Annotated in this window: 16 protein-coding genes; 13 read left to right on the top strand and 3 right to left on the bottom strand. The window is 71.4% G+C overall.

The window, feature by feature from the left end; genetic code table 11:
* Nucleotides 1-3 precede the first annotated feature (3 nt).
* The 8 genes from OCT49_RS35445 to OCT49_RS35410 all read left to right on the top strand — a co-directional run bounded on the left by OCT49_RS35445 (nt 4) and on the right by OCT49_RS35410 (nt 9,077).
* The gene (locus OCT49_RS35445) at nt 4-810 is read left to right on the top strand and encodes an acetoacetate decarboxylase family protein (protein ID WP_283856269.1); all 807 of its coding nucleotides are present in this window, start codon (nt 4-6) and stop codon (nt 808-810) included.
* A 35-nt stretch (nt 811-845) separates the two neighbouring features.
* The gene (locus OCT49_RS35440; protein ID WP_283856268.1) at nt 846-2,309 is read left to right on the top strand and encodes an aldehyde dehydrogenase; all 1,464 of its coding nucleotides are present in this window, start codon (nt 846-848) and stop codon (nt 2,307-2,309) included.
* The gene (locus tag OCT49_RS35435) at nt 2,302-3,243 is read left to right on the top strand and encodes a 3,4-dihydroxyphenylacetate 2,3-dioxygenase (RefSeq protein WP_283856267.1); all 942 of its coding nucleotides are present in this window, start codon (nt 2,302-2,304) and stop codon (nt 3,241-3,243) included. The genes OCT49_RS35440 and OCT49_RS35435 overlap by 8 nt, the downstream gene beginning before the upstream one ends.
* 222 nt (nt 3,244-3,465) lie before the next feature.
* Entirely contained in the window at nt 3,466-4,311 is an 846-nt protein-coding gene (locus tag OCT49_RS35430; protein WP_283856266.1) for a fumarylacetoacetate hydrolase family protein, read from the top strand.
* A 27-nt stretch (nt 4,312-4,338) separates the two neighbouring features.
* Nucleotides 4,339-4,953 carry a TetR/AcrR family transcriptional regulator gene (locus OCT49_RS35425; protein WP_283856265.1) on the top strand — a complete coding sequence of 205 codons (615 nt, stop codon included), beginning with the start codon at nt 4,339-4,341 and terminating at the stop codon, nt 4,951-4,953.
* A gap of 306 nt (nt 4,954-5,259) precedes the next feature.
* Nucleotides 5,260-6,720 (top strand): APC family permease, encoded by a 1,461-nt coding sequence (locus OCT49_RS35420; RefSeq protein WP_283856264.1) that lies wholly within the window; start codon nt 5,260-5,262, stop codon nt 6,718-6,720.
* Nucleotides 6,721-6,864: 144 nt separating this feature from the next.
* Nucleotides 6,865-8,355 carry an aldehyde dehydrogenase gene (locus OCT49_RS35415; RefSeq protein WP_283856263.1) on the top strand — a complete coding sequence of 497 codons (1,491 nt, stop codon included), beginning with the start codon at nt 6,865-6,867 and terminating at the stop codon, nt 8,353-8,355.
* Nucleotides 8,352-9,077 carry a gamma-glutamyl-gamma-aminobutyrate hydrolase family protein gene (locus OCT49_RS35410; protein WP_283856262.1) on the top strand — a complete coding sequence of 242 codons (726 nt, stop codon included), beginning with the start codon at nt 8,352-8,354 and terminating at the stop codon, nt 9,075-9,077. Before OCT49_RS35415 ends, OCT49_RS35410 begins: the two co-directional genes overlap by 4 nt.
* A gap of 159 nt (nt 9,078-9,236) precedes the next feature.
* On the opposite strand, the gene OCT49_RS35405 is transcribed toward OCT49_RS35410, so the two are convergent.
* Nucleotides 9,237-9,809 carry a MarR family winged helix-turn-helix transcriptional regulator gene (locus OCT49_RS35405; RefSeq protein ID WP_283856261.1) on the bottom strand — a complete coding sequence of 191 codons (573 nt, stop codon included), beginning with the start codon at nt 9,807-9,809 and terminating at the stop codon, nt 9,237-9,239.
* Nucleotides 9,810-10,238: 429 nt separating this feature from the next.
* On the bottom strand, nt 10,239-10,889 hold the full coding sequence (locus OCT49_RS35400; RefSeq protein ID WP_502963516.1) for a PucR family transcriptional regulator: 651 nt from the start codon (nt 10,887-10,889) through the stop codon (nt 10,239-10,241).
* Nucleotides 10,890-10,944: 55 nt separating this feature from the next.
* Between OCT49_RS35400 and OCT49_RS35395 the strand changes: the two genes are divergently transcribed.
* The 4 genes from OCT49_RS35395 (at nt 10,945) to OCT49_RS35380 (ending at nt 13,942) form a co-directional block, all read left to right on the top strand.
* On the top strand, nt 10,945-11,733 hold the full coding sequence (locus OCT49_RS35395; RefSeq protein WP_502963505.1) for an FAD-linked oxidase C-terminal domain-containing protein: 789 nt from the start codon (nt 10,945-10,947) through the stop codon (nt 11,731-11,733).
* Nucleotides 11,734-11,735: 2 nt separating this feature from the next.
* Nucleotides 11,736-12,389: a carboxylesterase family protein gene (locus OCT49_RS35390; protein ID WP_283856759.1), complete on the top strand. Its 654-nt coding sequence runs from the start codon at nt 11,736-11,738 to the stop codon at nt 12,387-12,389.
* A 232-nt stretch (nt 12,390-12,621) separates the two neighbouring features.
* The gene (locus OCT49_RS35385) at nt 12,622-13,407 is read left to right on the top strand and encodes a hypothetical protein (RefSeq protein ID WP_283856259.1); all 786 of its coding nucleotides are present in this window, start codon (nt 12,622-12,624) and stop codon (nt 13,405-13,407) included.
* Between the two features lie 43 nt (nt 13,408-13,450).
* Nucleotides 13,451-13,942 carry a sigma factor-like helix-turn-helix DNA-binding protein gene (locus tag OCT49_RS35380; protein ID WP_283856258.1) on the top strand — a complete coding sequence of 164 codons (492 nt, stop codon included), beginning with the start codon at nt 13,451-13,453 and terminating at the stop codon, nt 13,940-13,942.
* A 131-nt stretch (nt 13,943-14,073) separates the two neighbouring features.
* Here the strand turns inward: OCT49_RS35380 and OCT49_RS35375 are convergent, their stop codons facing one another.
* Entirely contained in the window at nt 14,074-14,964 is an 891-nt protein-coding gene (locus OCT49_RS35375) for a MurR/RpiR family transcriptional regulator (protein ID WP_283856257.1), read from the bottom strand.
* A gap of 159 nt (nt 14,965-15,123) precedes the next feature.
* Here OCT49_RS35375 and OCT49_RS35370 point away from each other — a divergent pair, with 159 nt between their 5' ends.
* Entirely contained in the window at nt 15,124-16,338 is a 1,215-nt protein-coding gene (locus OCT49_RS35370) for a C45 family autoproteolytic acyltransferase/hydrolase (protein WP_283856256.1), read from the top strand.
* The last annotated feature ends 1 nt before the right edge of the window (nt 16,339 follow it).

Genomic DNA, 16,339 nt, shown 5'->3' with positions numbered 1-16,339 from the left:
CAAGTGGCCAGTGTCCGTGGATACTTCCACCCCAAGACGGCGACAGGCGCCTCGTCGCTGCTCCCCCCGCCGCCGTGGCGCTACTCCGGCGACCTCCTCACCGTCGAATACCGCACCGACCCGTCCCGCGTGCGCGAGCTCCTGCCCGAACCCCTGGAACTCGCCGACGAGGACCCCGGCGCCGTCGCGCTGATCTGGGCCGACTGGCAGTCCTGCTCCGCCTCGGGGCAGGAACTGCTCGACCCGGTGCGCGCCCAGTACAAGGAGGCGTTCGCGGTCGTGCGCTGCATGTACAAGGGCCGGACCTACACGCGCTGCGTGTACATCTGGGTCGACAAGGACTTCGCCATCGCCCGGGGACTGCACCAGGGCTACCCGAAGAAGCTCGGCTCCATCCACCAGACCCGCCCGCACCCCTACGGGCCCGCACCCCGCATCGAGGCCGGCGCCCGGTTCGGCGCGACCCTCGCCGCAGCCGACCGCCGCCTGGCCCAGGCCGTCGTCACCCTGCGCGAGCCGTCCGGGACCAACGGCTTCGTCAACGGCCATCCCATGGCCCACCACCGCTGGCTGCCCTCCATCGAGAAGGGCGGGGGACTGGCCCTGGACGAGCTGGTCGAGTCCGGCGCCGCCTCCTTCGAGGGCGGCGAGCCCTGGGTGGGCGACGCCGATCTGGAACTGTTCGCATCGCCCACCGAGGAGCTGGCCCGGCTGGAGGTCCGCGAACCGATCGCCGCCTACTACCGACAGGTCGGCGTGGTGTGGGACGGCGGCCGGCTGCTGGAGTCGAACACCTCCGGCGCCGAGTGAGCCCGCACCGCACCGACCACGAGGACCTTGAGAACATGAGCGAACACATCACCACCGTCGCCGGCGTCGCCGTCGACACCCGGCACTGGATCGGCGGCGAACGCATCGCGTCCACCGAGACCTTCACCGACACCTCCCCCATCGACGGCAGCGTCCTCGGCGAGATCGCCCGCGGCACCGCGATGGAGGCCGCCGCGGCGGTCGCCGCCGCCAGGGCCGCCTTCCCCGCCTGGGCCGCCACCCCGCGCTTCGAGCGCGCCCGCATCCTGCACGCCATCGCGGACGGCGTCGAGCGGCGCCTCGAGGAACTGGCCGCCGTGGAGACGGCCGACAACGGCGCCCTCCTGCGCTCCCACCGCCGCGGCGTCATGCCCCGCGTCGCCCACAACTTCCGGTTCTTCGCCGACTGGCTGCTGCGGCTCGGCCACGAGGACTTCGACACCCGCGGCCACACCAACCACGTCAGCTGGGATCCGGCCGGCCCCTGTGTGCTGATCACCCCGTGGAACGCCCCACTGATGCTGGCCACCTGGAAGATCGCCCCGGCGCTGGCGGCCGGCGACACCGTCGTCCTCAAGCCCGCCGAATGGACCCCGCTGACGGCCTCGCTGCTCGCCGACATCGCCGCCGGGGCCGGGCTTCCGGCCGGTGTCCTCAACATCGTGCAGGGGTACGGCTCCGAGATCGGCCACGCCCTCACCTCCCACCCCGACGTACGCCGCATCAGCTTCACCGGCTCCGTGCCGACCGCCCGGCACATCGCCGCGTCGGCCGCGGCCAACCTCACCCCGCTCAGCCTCGAACTGGGCGGCAAGTCCCCGCTGCTGGTCTTCGCCGACGCCGATCTGGACCTCGCCGTCGACCTCGCCGTCGAGCAGTACGACAACGCCGGCCAGGTCTGCCTGGCCGCCACCCGCATCCTCGTCGAGGAGACGGTGGCCGAGGAGTTCACCCGCCGCTTCACCGACAAGGCCGCACGCCTCCGGCAGGGCGACCCGCGCGACGAGACGACCGACATCGGACCCAACATCCACTCCCGGCAGCTGGAGAAGATCGACGGCTTCGTCCAGCGGGCCCTCGCGGCCGGGGCCCGCGCCGTGATCGGCGGACACCGGGGCGAGGGGCAGTACTACGCCCCGACCCTCCTCACCGACGTCGCCCAGGACTCCGAGATCGTCCAGGAGGAGGTCTTCGGGCCCGTCCTGACCCTCCAGACGTTCACCGACGAGGACGAGGCCGTACGCCTGGCCAACGACACCCGCTTCGGCCTCGCCGCCACGGTCGCCACCGGCGACGCCGGGCGCGCCGAACGGGTCACCGCCCGGCTCGTCGCCGGCACGGTCTGGGTCAACTGCTTCTTCGTCCGGGACCTCCGGGCCCCGTTCGGCGGCTCCCGCCACTCGGGCGTCGGCCGCGAGGGAGCCACCTGGAGCTTCGACTTCTACTGCGACCTCAAGAACACCGTCACCGCGCCGAAGGGATGGAAGGACCATGGGTGAGATCGTCGGGGCGGGCCTGCTCGCCCACGTCCCCACCATCGTGCTGCCCGAGGAGACCAGACGGGAGCTCAACGAGGGCAAGGAGATCACTCTCGTCACCGGCCTGCGGCAGCTGCGCGAGGACGTCTTCGAACGCGACGACTACGACACCGTCGTCGTCCTGGACTCCCACTGGGCGACCACCGTCGAGTTCGTCGTCACCGCCCAGCAGCGCCGCGCCGGCCTGTTCACCTCCGAAGAACTGCCGCGCGGCATGAGCCGCATGCCCTACGACTACCCCGGCGATCCCGAACTCGCCCACAACATCGCCTCGTTCGCCGAAAAACACGGCACCTGGATCACCCCGGTCGACGACGCGTACCTGCCGGTCTACTACGCCACGATCAACCTGTGGAAGTTCCTCGGCGAGGGCCTGCCGGACAAACGGTGGGTGACCATCGGCGTCTGCCAGACCGGCGACATGGAGGACCACCTGCGCCTGGGCCGCGCCCTGGCCGACGGCATCGCCGCCACCCCCGGCCGACGCGTGCTGCTGATCGCCTCCGGCGCGCTGTCGCACACCTTCTGGCCACTGCGCGAGCTGCGCGACCACGAGTCGAGCGACCCGGCGCACATCTTCACCCCCGAGGCGCGGGCGGCCGACCAGGAGCGGATCGCCTGGTTCAAGGAGGGCAGCCATGACAAGGTCCTCGACACCATGGACGAGTTCTGGAAGTACAAGCCCGAGGCCAGGTTCTTCCACTACCTGATGATGGCCGGCGCCCTCGGCGAGCAGGCCTGCAAGGCCAGGGCACGCCAGTACGGCGAGTATGAGAACTCGATCGGCACGGGCCAGGTCCATCTCTGGTTCGACCGCCCGCAGGACGGCTGGACAGGCGCCGGCCAGGATCCTTCGTCCGGATCGGCCCGGCATGACCCCGACGAGAGGCCCTAGGACCTCGACCGGCAGGCCCGCCCCCGCCGCGACGGACAGACACTGCCCCGCCGTAGTCGAACGGTCCGCCCCCGCCGCGACGGACAGACACTGCCCCGCAGCAGCCGAACGGCCCGCCCCCCGCTGCGACGGGCAGACGCTGCCCCGCGGCACCGGCGCAGCTCCCGGCCCTCGACCCCCGCTCCCCACACCCCCTCAGCCACGCCCGGAAAGGCTCCCGTCATGCCCGAGTACCGCCGCATCCTCCTCGACGGCGCCGTCGTGGAGACCCTTCGCGACGGCGATGAACTGGTCGCCGGTGACGGCCGGCGCGTCGCGATCGCCGACGCCCGTCATCTGCCGCCCGTCGTTCCCTCGAAGGTGATCGCCGTCCACCTCAACCACCGCAGCCGGGTGGACGAGTTCCGGATCGACCTGCCCGAAACCCCCACGTACTTCCACAAACCGACCTCGGCGCTCAACTCCCACCAGGGCGCGATCGTGCGGCCCGAGGGCTGCAAGTGGCTCAACTACGAGGGCGAGGTCGCCATCGTCATCGGCAGGACCGCGCGCAACATCTCCCCGGCCGAGGCGGGCGAGTACATCGCCGGCTACACCGTGGCCAACGACTACGGCCTCCACGACTTCCGTGACACCGACGCCGGCTCCATGCTCCGCGTCAAGGGCTCCGACACGCTGTGCCCGCTCGGCCCCGGACTGGTCACCGACTGGGACTTCCACGGCAAGCGGCTGCGCACCTACGTCAACGGCGAGGTCGTCCAGGACGGCTCCACCGACGAGATGAAGTGGGACATGCACTACCTCGTCGCCGACATCGCCCGCACCATCACCCTGTACCCCGGCGACGTGCTGCTGTCCGGCACCCCGGCCAACTCCCGGCCCGTCCGGCCCGGGGACGTCGTCGAGGTGGAGGTCGAAGGGCTCGGGCGGCTCACCAACCACATCGTCACCGGACCGACCCCGGTCCGGGCCGACGTGGGGGCCCAGCCCACGGAGTCGGAGGAAGTGCTGTCCACCGCACTCGGCGGCGACTGGGAGTTCCGCGGCATCCGGCCGCCGAAGCGCTGACCGGCAGGCCCCGGTAGGGTCGACCTCATGACCGACCCCGTGGAGCCCGCCGGCGAGCGCAGCCCCCGCAAGCGCGTGACGAACTACGGGACGGGCCGGGTGGCCCTGCTGGACGCCGCCGTACGCGTGGTGGCCCGGGGCGGTCTGCGCAAGCTCACCTACCGGGCCGTCGCCCAGGAGGCCGGAGTCACCCATGGGCTCGTCGTGCACCACTTCGGTTCGCGCGACGCGCTGATCGAGCAGGCCGTCACCCACGCCATCCGTTCCTCGCTGCACAGCAGCGCGCTCGACGGGGGCACGGGCAGGCCGGCCGACTTCGCCGCCGGCCTCCCGGACATGGTCGACTCCGGTCCCGAACTGCAGGCGTTCCAGTACGAGTTGCTGCTGGAGGCCCGGCGCAGGCCCGAGCTGCTGTCGCACCTGCGCAACCTCTACGAGGAGTACTTCGAGGCCACTCGACGTGAACTGGACCGCATCCTGCCCGGCCCGGTGAGCCGCGGCACCTCCCGGCTCGCCTTCGCCGCGCTGGAGGGCCTGGTGCTGCACCAGCTGGTGTTCGGCGAGCGCGAGGCCACCGAAGAGGCGCTGGCGGAGCTCAGGAGCCTTCTGGAGGAACTGGCCGAGGAGCCGGACGGGCGCTGAGCCGTTCCGTCGGACTGCCGGTCGTCGGGCTGCCGGTGGCCAGGCTGTCAGTCATCGAGGACGCCAGGGGCGCGGTGCCGGCCACGCCCGCGGCCTGGGACATGCCCATGGTCCCGGTCGCGTACGCGGCCCGGGATGCGCCCGCAGTCCCGGTCACGTACGCGGTTCCGGTCACGTCCTCGTAAAGATCAGGGCGACGGCTGGTCCTCCTGCCCCTCAACCCCTTGCCAAGCGGATAGTTGCGCCCCACGATGAGGCAACTCGTTTGGCCTGAAACGAACCCTCCTCATCTGGCAGGTGATCCGAGTGGACAGTCGGACGGCTTCCGCCGAGCGGACCGTACGGGACGCCCCCACTGCAACCACGCTCAAACCCAATGCCCTGGGTGTCCTGGGCATCCTCTTCTTCGTGCTGTCCGGTCAGGCCCCGCTGACGGGCATCGCGGGCGCCGCCCCGATATCGGTCGCCATCGGCAACGGCTCCGGCACCCCCGCGGCCTATGTGGTGGCGGGGGGAGTGATTCTGCTCTTCTCCGTCGGGTTCATCGCGATGGGCCGGCACGTCGTGGACGCCGGCGCCTTCTACACGTACATCGGCGCCGGTCTCGGCCGTGCCGCCGGCGCCGGCAGCGCGGGCGTCGCCCTGCTCGCCTACTGCCTCATCCAGGCGGGGATGTACGGCCTGTACGGCTCGATCGTCAGCGGGCTCCTCGCCGACCACACCTCGCTCCACGTTCCGTGGTGGCTCTGCACACTGCTCACCATGGCCGTGGTGCAGGTCCTCGGTGCCGCGGGAATCGAGATGGGCGCGCGGGTCCTGGCCGTGTTCGTGCTCGCCGAATTCAGCATCCTGCTGCTCTTCGGCCTGGTCACCCTGTTCAAGGGCGGCGGCCCCGAAGGGCTGGGGATGGCCGAGAGCTTCTCCCCCTCGGCCGCTCTGCAGGGTGCGCCGGGCGTCGCCGTGATGTTCGCCCTGGCGTCGATGTTCGGCTTCGAGGCCACCGCCATCTACGGCGAGGAGGCGAAGAACCCCAAGAAGACGGTGCCGCGGGCCACGTACCTCTCGGTGATCGTGGTCACCGTCTTCTTCGCCCTCACCTCGTGGAGCCTGATCTCGGCCCACGGCGCCTCGAGGGCGCCGGGGGCGGCGAACACGGCACTGGCCGCCGGTGACTCCGCAGGCTTCGTCTTCGGGCCCGTGTCCGGCCTGTTCGGCGGCTGGGTCAACGGCGTGCTGCCGGTCCTCCTGGCCACCTCGCTGTTCGCCGGCGTCCTGACCTTCCACAACTCCGCCAACCGCTATCTGTTCTGCCTCGGTCGTGACGGGCAACTTCCCGCGGAACTGTGCCGGTTGAACGGCCGGCACGCCCCGTGGATCGCGGGCCGGGTGCAGACCGCCATCGCCGCGCTCCTGGTCGTGCCCTTCGCCCTGGCCGGCAAGGACCCGGTGCTCACCCTCTTCTCCTGGTTCAGCGGGCTCGCCGTCCTGGCGATGATGCTGCTCTACCTGCTGACCTCGGTGTCGGTCGTGGTGTTCTTCCGCCGCCCGGGGGCGGACGCCGGAGTGTGGAACACCCTGGTCGCCCCCGGGCTGGGCGCGCTCGGCATCGCGGGTGCCATCTGGCTCATCCTGGCCAACTTCACCACCCTGATCGGCGGCGAGGCGAGCACGGCGCTGTGGCTGGTCCTGTCGGTGCCCGTCGTCATGGTGCTCGGTGTGGTCAACCACCGGATCCGCCGCCGACGCACCGCACCCGGCACCGGCTGACCCCTCGTTCCCGGCGTGCGCCCGGCCTCCGGGCGCACGCCACAGGGATACGGCCCCACCGCACGCCAGGGGCCCGAGTCCCGTCCCTCCGCTTCTGATCTGCTCCGATCCGCTCCGTTTCACCGACGTGGTCTGGAGGACCGCATGACCCGCGCCACCTACGACGACTGGCTCCGCCGGGCCGAGACGCTGAAACCGGCCGGCGCGCACCTCATCGACGGCGCCGACGAAGCCGGTGGCGGCGGCACGTTCTCCGTGGTGTCGCCCCGCGACGGCCAGGTGCTGGCCGAGGTCGCCGATGCCGGCGCGGCCGAGGTCGACGCGGCCGTCGCCGCCGCCCGCCGTGCTTTCGACGAGGGCCCCTGGCCGCGCCTGTCTCCCGCCGAACGAGGTCGTGTCCTGCTGCGGTTCGCCGATCTCCTGGAGGAGCGGCGAGCGGAGGCGGCGCTCACGATCAGCCTGGAGATGGGCAAACCCGTCACCGATGCCCATGACATCGAAATGCGGGCCGTCATCAGCACCTTCCGCTGGTACGGCGGTCTCACCGACAAGCTCACCGACGAGTCCCCGCACACCGCACCCGACGCCCTCGCCCTCGTCACGCGGGAGCCCGCCGGTGTCGTCGGCGCGGTCGTCCCCTGGAACTTCCCCCTCACCCTGGCCGGCTGGAAGATCGCCCCGGCGCTGGCCGCCGGATGCACGGTCGTGCTCAAACCCTCGGAGAACTCGCCGCTGTCGGCGCTGCTGCTCGGGCGAACCGGCCTGGAGGCCGGGCTGCCACCGGGTGTTCTCAACGTCGTGGCCGGCGACGGACCGGTGGCCGGACGGGCCCTCGGCCTCCACCCGGACGTCGATGTCCTCGCCTTCACCGGTTCCACCGCCGTCGGCCGCCACTTCCTGCGCTACTCCGCCGACTCCAACCTCAAGCGGGTCTGGCTGGAACTGGGCGGAAAATCGCCCAACATCGTCCTGCCCGACGCCCCCGACCTGGAGAAGGCCGCGGCCGCGGCCGCCTGGGGCATCTTCTTCAACCAGGGCGAGATGTGCACGGCGCCCTCCCGGCTGCTGGTGCACACCTCCGTCGCCGAACAGGTCGTCGAAGCCGTCGTGGCCCGCGCTCAGGCACTGCGCGTGGGCGATCCCCTGGACCCCGCCACCGAGATGGGCGCCCTGGTCGGCGAGGACCATCTCGGCCGCGTGCTCGGCCACGTCCACACCGCCCTTGACGACGGCGCCCGCCTGCGCACGGGCGGCGCGCGCATCCGGACCGGGACCGGGGGCTTTTACCTCGAACCGACCGTCTTCGACCAGGTCGCCCCGGACAGCCGCCTGGCTCGTGAGGAGGTCTTCGGCCCCGTGCTGTCCGTCATCACGTTCGACGACCTCGACGAGGCCGTCGCCCTCGCCAACGCCACCGAATACGGCCTCGCGGCCGGACTGTGGACCTCCGACCTGTCCACCGCCCACAAGGTGTCCCGTGCTCTCAGGGCCGGCACGGTCTGGGTCAACTGCTACGAGGAGGGCGACCTCACCGTGCCGTTCGGCGGCATGAAGCAGTCCGGCAACGGACGCGACAAGTCCGCCCACGCCCTGGAGAAGTACACCGAACTCAAGACCACCTGGATTCAGCTGTGACCCACCGCCCGCTCATCGCGATCCCCGCCCGTTTCGCCGCCACCGCCTCCGCCCTGCGCCACGCCGCGGAAGTCAACGCCCGAGCCCTGATCGACGCCGTCTGGCGGGCGGGCGGCGAACCCGTCACCCTCCACCCGTACGCTCCCGAAGGCACGACCGATCCCGCCGAGGTCCGCGCCCGGCTCTCCCGGTTCGACGCACTCCTGCTCCCCGGCGGCGGCGACATAGCACCCCATCGCTACGGAGCCCCCCACGTCCATGAGGCCGTCTACGACGTGGACGACGAGCAGGACGCGTTCGACCTGGAACTCGCCCGGCAGGCCCTCGCGAGCGCACTGCCGTTGCTGGCCGTCTGCCGCGGACTCCAGGTGGTCAACACGGCCCTGGGAGGCACCCTGCACCAGGACATGGGCGGCCCCGGACACGAACACCGCAACGTCCGGCACCCCGTCTCCTTCGTCCCCGGCTCCGCCCTGACCCGTATCACGGGTACCGACAAGGCCGAGGGGTCCTGCTACCACCACCAGCACGTGGACCGGCCGGGGGAAGGGCTGACCGTCGCCGCCCGGGCCGCCGACGGAACGGTCGAAGCCCTCGAACTCACGCGGCACGACGGCTGGTTCCTGGCCGTGCAGTGGCACCCCGAGGACACCGCCCACGAGGACGCGGCCCAGCAGCGCATCTTCGACGCACTGGTGTGTGCCGCGCGGGGAGCCGCCTGAATCCGCGTTCCCGGTCCGTTTTCCCCGGCGCCCCACCGTCGGCACATCGGGAGATACGGCGAAGGGGCCGGTCCACGCCGGTTCGTGCGGACACCGTTGTGAACGGCGCGGCCCCGGACGTGCCACGCGTGGCACGTCCGGGGGCCGATCGACGCCGTGTCAGCCGCGGGCCCGCCGTCCGCTGCGGCGCGGCGCGGGTTCCTCGCCGTTCAGCAGCGACCGGCGCCGTTCCTCGCCCTCTTCCTCGACCTGGAGCACCACACGCCGCAGCCCGTCGGCGAGGCTGCGGCACTCCGCATCGCTCAGCCGCGAGGTGACGAACGACTCCTCCTCGTTGAACGCCGGGAACACCCGGCGCATGAAGTCCTCGCCGTCCTCGGTGAGCGCGAGTAGCACCAGCCGTCCGTCGGTGGGATGGCCGATGCGCCGCAGCAGGCCGCGCGACTCCAGCGTGCGGGACACCCCGGTCAGCGTGCCCTTGGAGATCCCCGCCTCCTCGGCGACGTGCCGCGTCTCGGACTCGCCCCAGACCCACACCACCCACAGCACCACGAAGGCGGTCCAGGTCAGGTCCGAGCCGCGCAGTACGGAGTTCTCCAGGTGCTGCCGCACGGCGGACGCGGCCCGGTAGACGTTGGCCACAGCGGCCATCCGTTCCCGGCGGATGGGGACGCCGCCGAGCTTCGCCTCCACGAGCCTTTCCGCCTCGTTGATGGACCGCTGGCTGGGCACGCGTGCTCCCTCGAATCGTCACCGCACCGCGGACCCGGCCGGGCCCGAGGCCGTTCGGTGTCGCATTCTACGGGCGGCCGGAACCGCGTGTGTCCGGTGGCCGCTCGGGTCCGGGGAAGAGCCACCGACGCCACATCGTTGCGGGCCTGTTGTGCAACGCATTCGGCACCACCCGCCCCACGACCTCATCCCTCCCACCGGACGACCGGGAACCTCCCGCCGGACAGCCAGGAACTTCCCACCGGATGACCGGGAGCTTCCCCCGGATGACCGGGAACCCCCCACCGGACGACCGGGAGCCTCCCCCGGATGACCGGGAGCTTCCCCCGGATGACCGGGGACCCCCCACCGGACGACCGGGAACCCGTCGGACGACCGGGAAGCAACGCCCGTCTTCCGGCATGCCGCAGAGCGATTACGGGACGGTGCTCAGCCCTCCATCCCCTCCAGCGATTCGCCCGCCGCCCTGAGGTGGAGCAGCAGCTGCAGTTCCAGTGCCCGCTCCGGAGTGCGCCAGCGCTCGCCGAGCAGGCTGTCCGCGGTCGCCAGGCGCTGGTAGAGCGTGTTCACATGGATCGCCAGTGCGGTGGTCGCCGGACGGGGACGGCGCCCGTGGTCCAGGAACACGCGCAGCGTCTCCAGCAGTGGCACCGCACGGCGCTGCTGCTCGGCCGGCAGGGGGCCCAGCACGTCGTCGAACGCCTGGTGCAGGTCGCGTCGCCCGGTATGGCCGAACAGGATCCGGTACAGCCCGAGCTGTCCGGCGGTCGCGGCCTCGCCGGTGCGCCCCAGCGTTTCCAGGGCGCTGAGGGTCTGGCGTGCCTCGTGGAAGCAGCGCCGCAGCTCCTCCTGCCCGCGCGCGGGCCCGGCGACCCCGGCCGTGGGGGCGTCCGCATCGCGCGGCCACTCCCGCCGGATCGTGTCGGGAGCGGCGGGAGCCACGACGAGCAGGCGACCGTCGTGCTCGGCGACGACCGCGCCCACCAGCGACGGGGTTCGCTCGATGTGCGCCCGTGCGGAGGCGGGGGCGAGCATGAGCACCGAGTACGGCGTCGACGCGTCCAGCCCGGCCTGGCGCAGGGCGCGCGGGCGTTGACGTCGTGGTGAGCAGGTCGACGAGGAGTGCCGCGCGGGTGTGCCGGGACGCCTCGGCCGCCGCCCGCTCGGCGACCAGCGCGAGCGCGAGTGCCGGGGCGGCCCGTTCGAGCAGCAACCGGTCGTCGGGCGCGGGCTCGCCGTCGCCGCCGTCGCGGAGGCGGGCCTGGTGCCCTCCGCGCTGGAACTCGTCGACCGGCACTGCCTGGCCGCCGTCGACGAGTGGAAACACATGGGCCTGTCGACCGAGGCCGACGTGCTGCTGCTCGGCCGGACCGACAGCCCGGGGCCGGCGGGCGAGCTGGAGGCGGCCGCCATGCCGGCCTGCTTCGAGCGGGCGGGGGCGACGTTCGCGGTGCGCTCGACCGACCAGTACGAGGCCGACGCGCTGTTCGAGGCACGGCGCCTGGCCTACCCGGCGCTCGAACGCCTGGGCCCGGTGCTGACCGAGGACATCTGCGTGCCCAAGGCCGCGGTGCCCGAGATGCTGGCCCGCATCGAGGAGGCCGCGGCCCACCACGACATCCTGATCGCCAACATCGCACACGCCGGCGACGGCAACCTCCACCCGCTGCTGATCACCCCACCCGGCGACGAGGCCGCGAAACGGCGCGCACAGGCCGCGTTCGAGGACATCATCGCCGCCGCGCTGGAACTCGGTGGAACGGTGACCGGTGAGCACGGGGTCGGGCTGCTCAAACAGGACGGTTTCAGCACCGAGGCCGGCCCCGTCGTGCTCGCACTCAACCAGGCGGTCAAGGACGCACTGGATCCCCACCGGATCTTCAATCCGGGCAAGGTGATGACGTATCAGCCGGAAGGGACGTGACGATGGAAACGGTCGTCCACATCGGACAGAGGTCGGTCAGGGGCGCCGTGGCGGAAGGGGTCCGGGTCTTCCGGGGCATCCCGTACGCCGCCGCCCCGACGGGCGCGGACCGCTTCGCGGCGCCGCGGCCCGCGGACTGGAGGGGCGAGTGCGACGCGCGCGCCTTTGGGCCGACCGCACCGCAGATCGACCTGGCCGACCTCCCCGGGCCGCCCGACCTGAAGGTGATCTTCGGCGCCGGCCGGGGCAGCACTCCGCTCGAACTCCTCAGCGCCATACATGTTCGCAGTGCCGACCGCCCGCCTCGCCGAGGCACACGCCCCGCATCCGGGGGGCACCTGGCGCTACGAGTTCACCTGGCGCTCTCCCGGATACGACGGCATGCTGGGCGCCCGCCACGGCCTCGAACTCCCCTTCGTGTTCGACAACATCGGCCGCGTGGACCACGGAGCACTCGACGTCCGGCAGAACGAGGCGACCGTACGCAAGCTCGCCGAGCGCATGCACGCGAGCTGGGTCGCCTTCGCCCGGGACGGCGACCCGGGCTGGCCACGCTTCACCTCGAAACCCCCGCCGTGCAGCGGATCGGCACCGAATGGACCACCACGACGACAGCGGACGGGCCGGAAAGGGCACTCTGGCAAGGCATCCGCTGACCGCCCGGACGGCGATGGGGGTGGGTTCCGTGGTGAAGAGGCGGGTCCCGATGGTGCCGGGCCAGCAGGTTTCCGCTTCTTCACCCGGCTCACCCGACTCACTGTCCTCGACCCCGACACGGCCTCGGCACCGACGACCTCGCCGGGCCGAGGGACTGGGCGACCGGCTCGGACCGGTGATCGTTACGCTGGTCCGGCCCGCCACGGAGGCGGGCCGGAACAGGGGTGGGACATGGACAGAAGGATCGCCGCGCTCGCCGTGGTGGGAGCGGTCGCCGCAACAGTCATGGTGGCGCCGACCGCACACGCGGAGGGGCGCGGTGACATCCGGGTCACCAAGGTCGTCGTGAATGGCGGCAGCAATGTGATCGTCGGGATCAAGAGCGTCAAGCGTTTCCCGATCACCATGACGATCAAGGACAACTCGGGTGTGAAGAAGGTAAGTTCGGTGTCGGCGTACAACCGGACCAACGCCTACGGGCCGGTGGACCATCTCGGCACGACATGCAAGAAGGTCAGCAGGACGACCTCCGTGTGCACCGCGACCATGCAGATCGACCCCTCGTGGATCGACTTCTACGGAAGCGGCAACGAGGGCTGGGACGCCAATTCGGTCGCGGGCGAGTGGACGGTCAACGCCACGGTCAGCGCCAATGACAGGGACTACTGGATCTCGGACAACATCGCCTCGTTCAAGGTGAAGCGCGCCGCGACCCTGAACACCGACGCCTCGCCCGAGCCCGTCCGGAAGGGCGGCACGCTCACCATCACCGGAAAGCTGTCCAGGGCCAACTGGACGGACCTGAAGTACCACGCGTTCACCAAGCAGGTGGTGAAGCTTCAGTACAAGAAGCCGAACGGCAAGTACAGCACGGTGAAGACCGCCACCACGGACAGCAAGGGCCGTCTGCGCACGACGGTGAAGGCCGTCGCCCCGGGCAGTTGGCGCTGGGCTTTCCTCGGTACGAACACGACCATGAAGGTCGTCTCGAAGGGCGACGCCGTCGTGGTGAAGTGATTTCGAGGCGGGCCGGGGGACCGGCCCGCCTCACCTCGCGCCGATGACGGCCTTGCTGCGCATCAGGGAGTCCGACGGATGGCTGTCGTGTGAAGAACCCCAGCCGTCCCTCGGGGAAGGCACCCTGGGCGAGACGGCAATTGTCTTCGAGGGGCTGCGGCCCCGGCTCCAGGCGGAAGAGCTGGCACTCGCGCTGCTCCTGGTCATGGAGAAGCCGGCGCCCATGGAGCGGGCGGTGTACCTCCTGCGGGAGGCTTTCGAGTACACCTGTGCCGACGTCGCCGGGAGGCTGCACATCGGTGTCGCCAACGCCCGCAAGATCGCAAGCCGGGCCCGCAGGCGTCTCGCGGCCGAGCAGCGGGAGACCGCGGACGCGGTGGAGCACCGGCAACTGACGGAGGTCTTCGTCACGGCCGCCCGGACCGGGGACCTCGCTTCCCTGGAGTCGCTCCTGGCCCCGGACGCCTCCGGCGGTCCGCCGGCCGGGGGCCACGACCGGCAGAGGCGCACGGTCCTCCTGGAGGAGGACATATGACGCGGTGAACGGCCGTGGCCCCGCTCGCCGTCCTGTCCGACGAGAAGGGTGGGGGGCCGCCGTACGGCGCACTGCCCCCGGTCCGAGGACCGGGGGCAGTTCTACGGCCGGACGCGAGAGGGGACGAGCTCTCAGGGGCGCCGCTTGGGGTCCAGCAACTGTTCGCGCAACGCGGTGAGTTGGTGCGAGGATTCCACCGCCCGGGTCTCGTCGAGCGTGGCCAGCGCAAGCAGCAGGGCGTCCGCGACGAGCAGCCCCGTCAGCGATTCCGCCGTGATCCCGGTCGGGGTGTGGGGTGCGGTCAGGACCGCCTCGACCCGGTCCGCATACGCCTCGCCCAGTTCGTCCGTCACGAGTACGACCTTGGCGCCGACCGCACGGGCCCGCTCCATCATGACGGTCAGCTCCACCAGCCGACGGCCCGGCTGGAAGATCACCACGGCGTCGCCCTGCTCCAGGGCCAGCAACTGGTCCGCGAGGGCGAAGCCCGTCTCGTGGACGAAGCGGGCCCGCCGGCCGATCCGGCCGAGCGCCAGCGCCAGGTGACGGGCGCCCGCTTCGGAGGCGGCGATGCCGTAACAGAACACCTCGCGCGCCTCGGCGAGGGCGGTCACCGAGCGCTTCAGGGCCTCCGGTTCGGTGAGGCGCCGGGTGTGGTCGATGCGGTCCCGGGCCTCGTCGAAGACATCGGTCCAGATGGACTCCAGGTCCTGGCCCACATGCGCGATGCGCTGCTTGAGACGCTCCTCGGGGGCGACGGCCGCGGTGAAGTCGTTGGCCAGCTCGCGCTTCAGGGCGGGCAGCCCCGCGTACCCGAGTCGTTGCAGCGCCCGTACGACGGTGGCGTTGCTGGTGGAGCTGGCGGCCCCCAGCTCCTGGGCGCTGACGAAGAGCAGTTGCCCGACGGGAGCGCTGACCAGGTGCTGTGCGACGGCTCGCTCAGATGCGGACAAATCATCCCATTGATCGCGAATCGCAGCGCGCAGCCGAGTCGCTCCGGCCCCGTTCTCTGGAATTTCCATTACAACCATTGACTTCCGTGTGACCGACGTTACTGTTCCTGGGCAGTGCTTTCCAATCGGAACGCAACTCGTAATCGACGTTACAGGATCGCCTCCGTGGTCTCGTGGCCCCGTGGTCCCGTGACGCCGTTCGGAGCGCGTTCCAGAGCGAGGAGAAGCATGGCACCCCGCCCCACGGCCCCCGGGCCCGCCCGGGTCCTCCCGGTCATCGAGATCTCAGGCGGCCCGCTCCAGCGCGGGCGCCAGTACGGCGAGTCCGTGCGGTCCCACGTGCACGCCGCGCTCGGCTACTACGAGGAGGCGTTCGGCCGGTCCGCAGGACTGGTCTGGGACCGGGTCACCGCCCGGGCCGCCCACTGGCTGGAGCCCGTACGCGCCTACGCACCCCACCTCGTCGAGGAGATGCAGGGCATCGCGGACGGCGCCGGGGTCGGCCTGCTGGACGTCCTCGCCCTGAACGCCCGCGGCGAGGTCATCTACGACAAGTCCTTCGCACGGATGGAGGCCGACGGGCGACCGGGCGAGGAAAGGCCCGCCGGGGAAGAGCCCGCCGGGGAAGAACCCGCCGAGGGCTGCACCTCCTTCGCCGTCCACGGCGAGGCCAGCGGCGACGGGCACGTCTACGCCGGGCAGAACTGGGACTGGCGGGCCGGCGTCGCCGACACCGTCGTCATGATCAGGATCGTCCAGCCCCCCAAGCCGACCGTGATCATGCAGGTCGAGGCCGGACAGATCGGCCGCCAGGGCGCCAACTCGGCGGGGATCGCCCTCAACGCCAACGGCCTCGGCGGCCGGTTCGACGATGCGATCGGGCTGCCCCAGACCGTCGTGCGCCGAAGCGTCCTGGACCGGAGCAGCATCACCGACGCCCTCGACGTGCTCTGCCGGACCCGGGCCCATATCGCCAGCAACGCCCTGCTCACCTGCCGTGAGGGCTTCGCCATCGACCTGGAGACCACCCCGGCCGGGCACGGCTGGATGTATCCGACCGACGGCCTGCTGGTGCACGGCAACCACTACCAGGCAGGCGTACCCGCCCCGCTGGCCGCCGCCGGCTACCGGCCCATGTCGTCCGACTCGCTGGTCCGGGTCCCCCGGGCCGCGGAAGGGCTGAAGGCGCTGTGCGGCTCCGCCGGCCCCGACGAGTCGCGCAGGATCATCCGGCGGGCGATGTCGGATCACCTCGGCCACCCCGAATCCCTGTGCACCCACCCCGACCCGCGCCGGCCGGAGATCGAGCGGTGGACCACCCTCGTCTCCTCCCTGGTCGATCTCACCTCCGGCGACTACCACGTGACCGCGGGCAACCCCTGCGACCGCGAGTACCAGCACCTTCCCTGGAACCTCTACGACGGCCCGTACGGCCAGAACTGAC

The sequence above is a fragment of the Streptomyces sp. ML-6 genome, from assembly GCF_030116705.1.
Taxonomy (GTDB): domain Bacteria; phylum Actinomycetota; class Actinomycetes; order Streptomycetales; family Streptomycetaceae; genus Streptomyces.
The sequence above is the reverse complement of the archived record's forward strand: the minus strand, read 5'-3'. Positions and strand labels throughout refer to the sequence as shown.

What these genes read in the sequence shown, in the direction of transcription:
- OCT49_RS35370 (WP_283856256.1), top strand. Translation starts at nt 15,124, where the DNA reads ATGGCACCCCGCCCCACGGCCCCCGGGCCCGCCCGGGTCCTCCCGGTC.
- OCT49_RS35380 (WP_283856258.1), top strand. Translation starts at nt 13,451, where the DNA reads ATGACGGCCTTGCTGCGCATCAGGGAGTCCGACGGATGGCTGTCGTGT.
- OCT49_RS35385 (WP_283856259.1), top strand. Translation starts at nt 12,622, where the DNA reads ATGGACAGAAGGATCGCCGCGCTCGCCGTGGTGGGAGCGGTCGCCGCA.
- OCT49_RS35415 (WP_283856263.1), top strand. Translation starts at nt 6,865, where the DNA reads ATGACCCGCGCCACCTACGACGACTGGCTCCGCCGGGCCGAGACGCTG.
- OCT49_RS35440 (WP_283856268.1), top strand. Translation starts at nt 846, where the DNA reads ATGAGCGAACACATCACCACCGTCGCCGGCGTCGCCGTCGACACCCGG.
- OCT49_RS35430 (WP_283856266.1), top strand. Translation starts at nt 3,466, where the DNA reads ATGCCCGAGTACCGCCGCATCCTCCTCGACGGCGCCGTCGTGGAGACC.
- OCT49_RS35425 (WP_283856265.1), top strand. Translation starts at nt 4,339, where the DNA reads ATGACCGACCCCGTGGAGCCCGCCGGCGAGCGCAGCCCCCGCAAGCGC.
- OCT49_RS35375 (WP_283856257.1), bottom strand. Translation starts at nt 14,964, where the DNA reads ATGGAAATTCCAGAGAACGGGGCCGGAGCGACTCGGCTGCGCGCTGCG.
- OCT49_RS35390 (WP_283856759.1), top strand. Translation starts at nt 11,736, where the DNA reads ATGGAAACGGTCGTCCACATCGGACAGAGGTCGGTCAGGGGCGCCGTG.
- OCT49_RS35435 (WP_283856267.1), top strand. Translation starts at nt 2,302, where the DNA reads ATGGGTGAGATCGTCGGGGCGGGCCTGCTCGCCCACGTCCCCACCATC.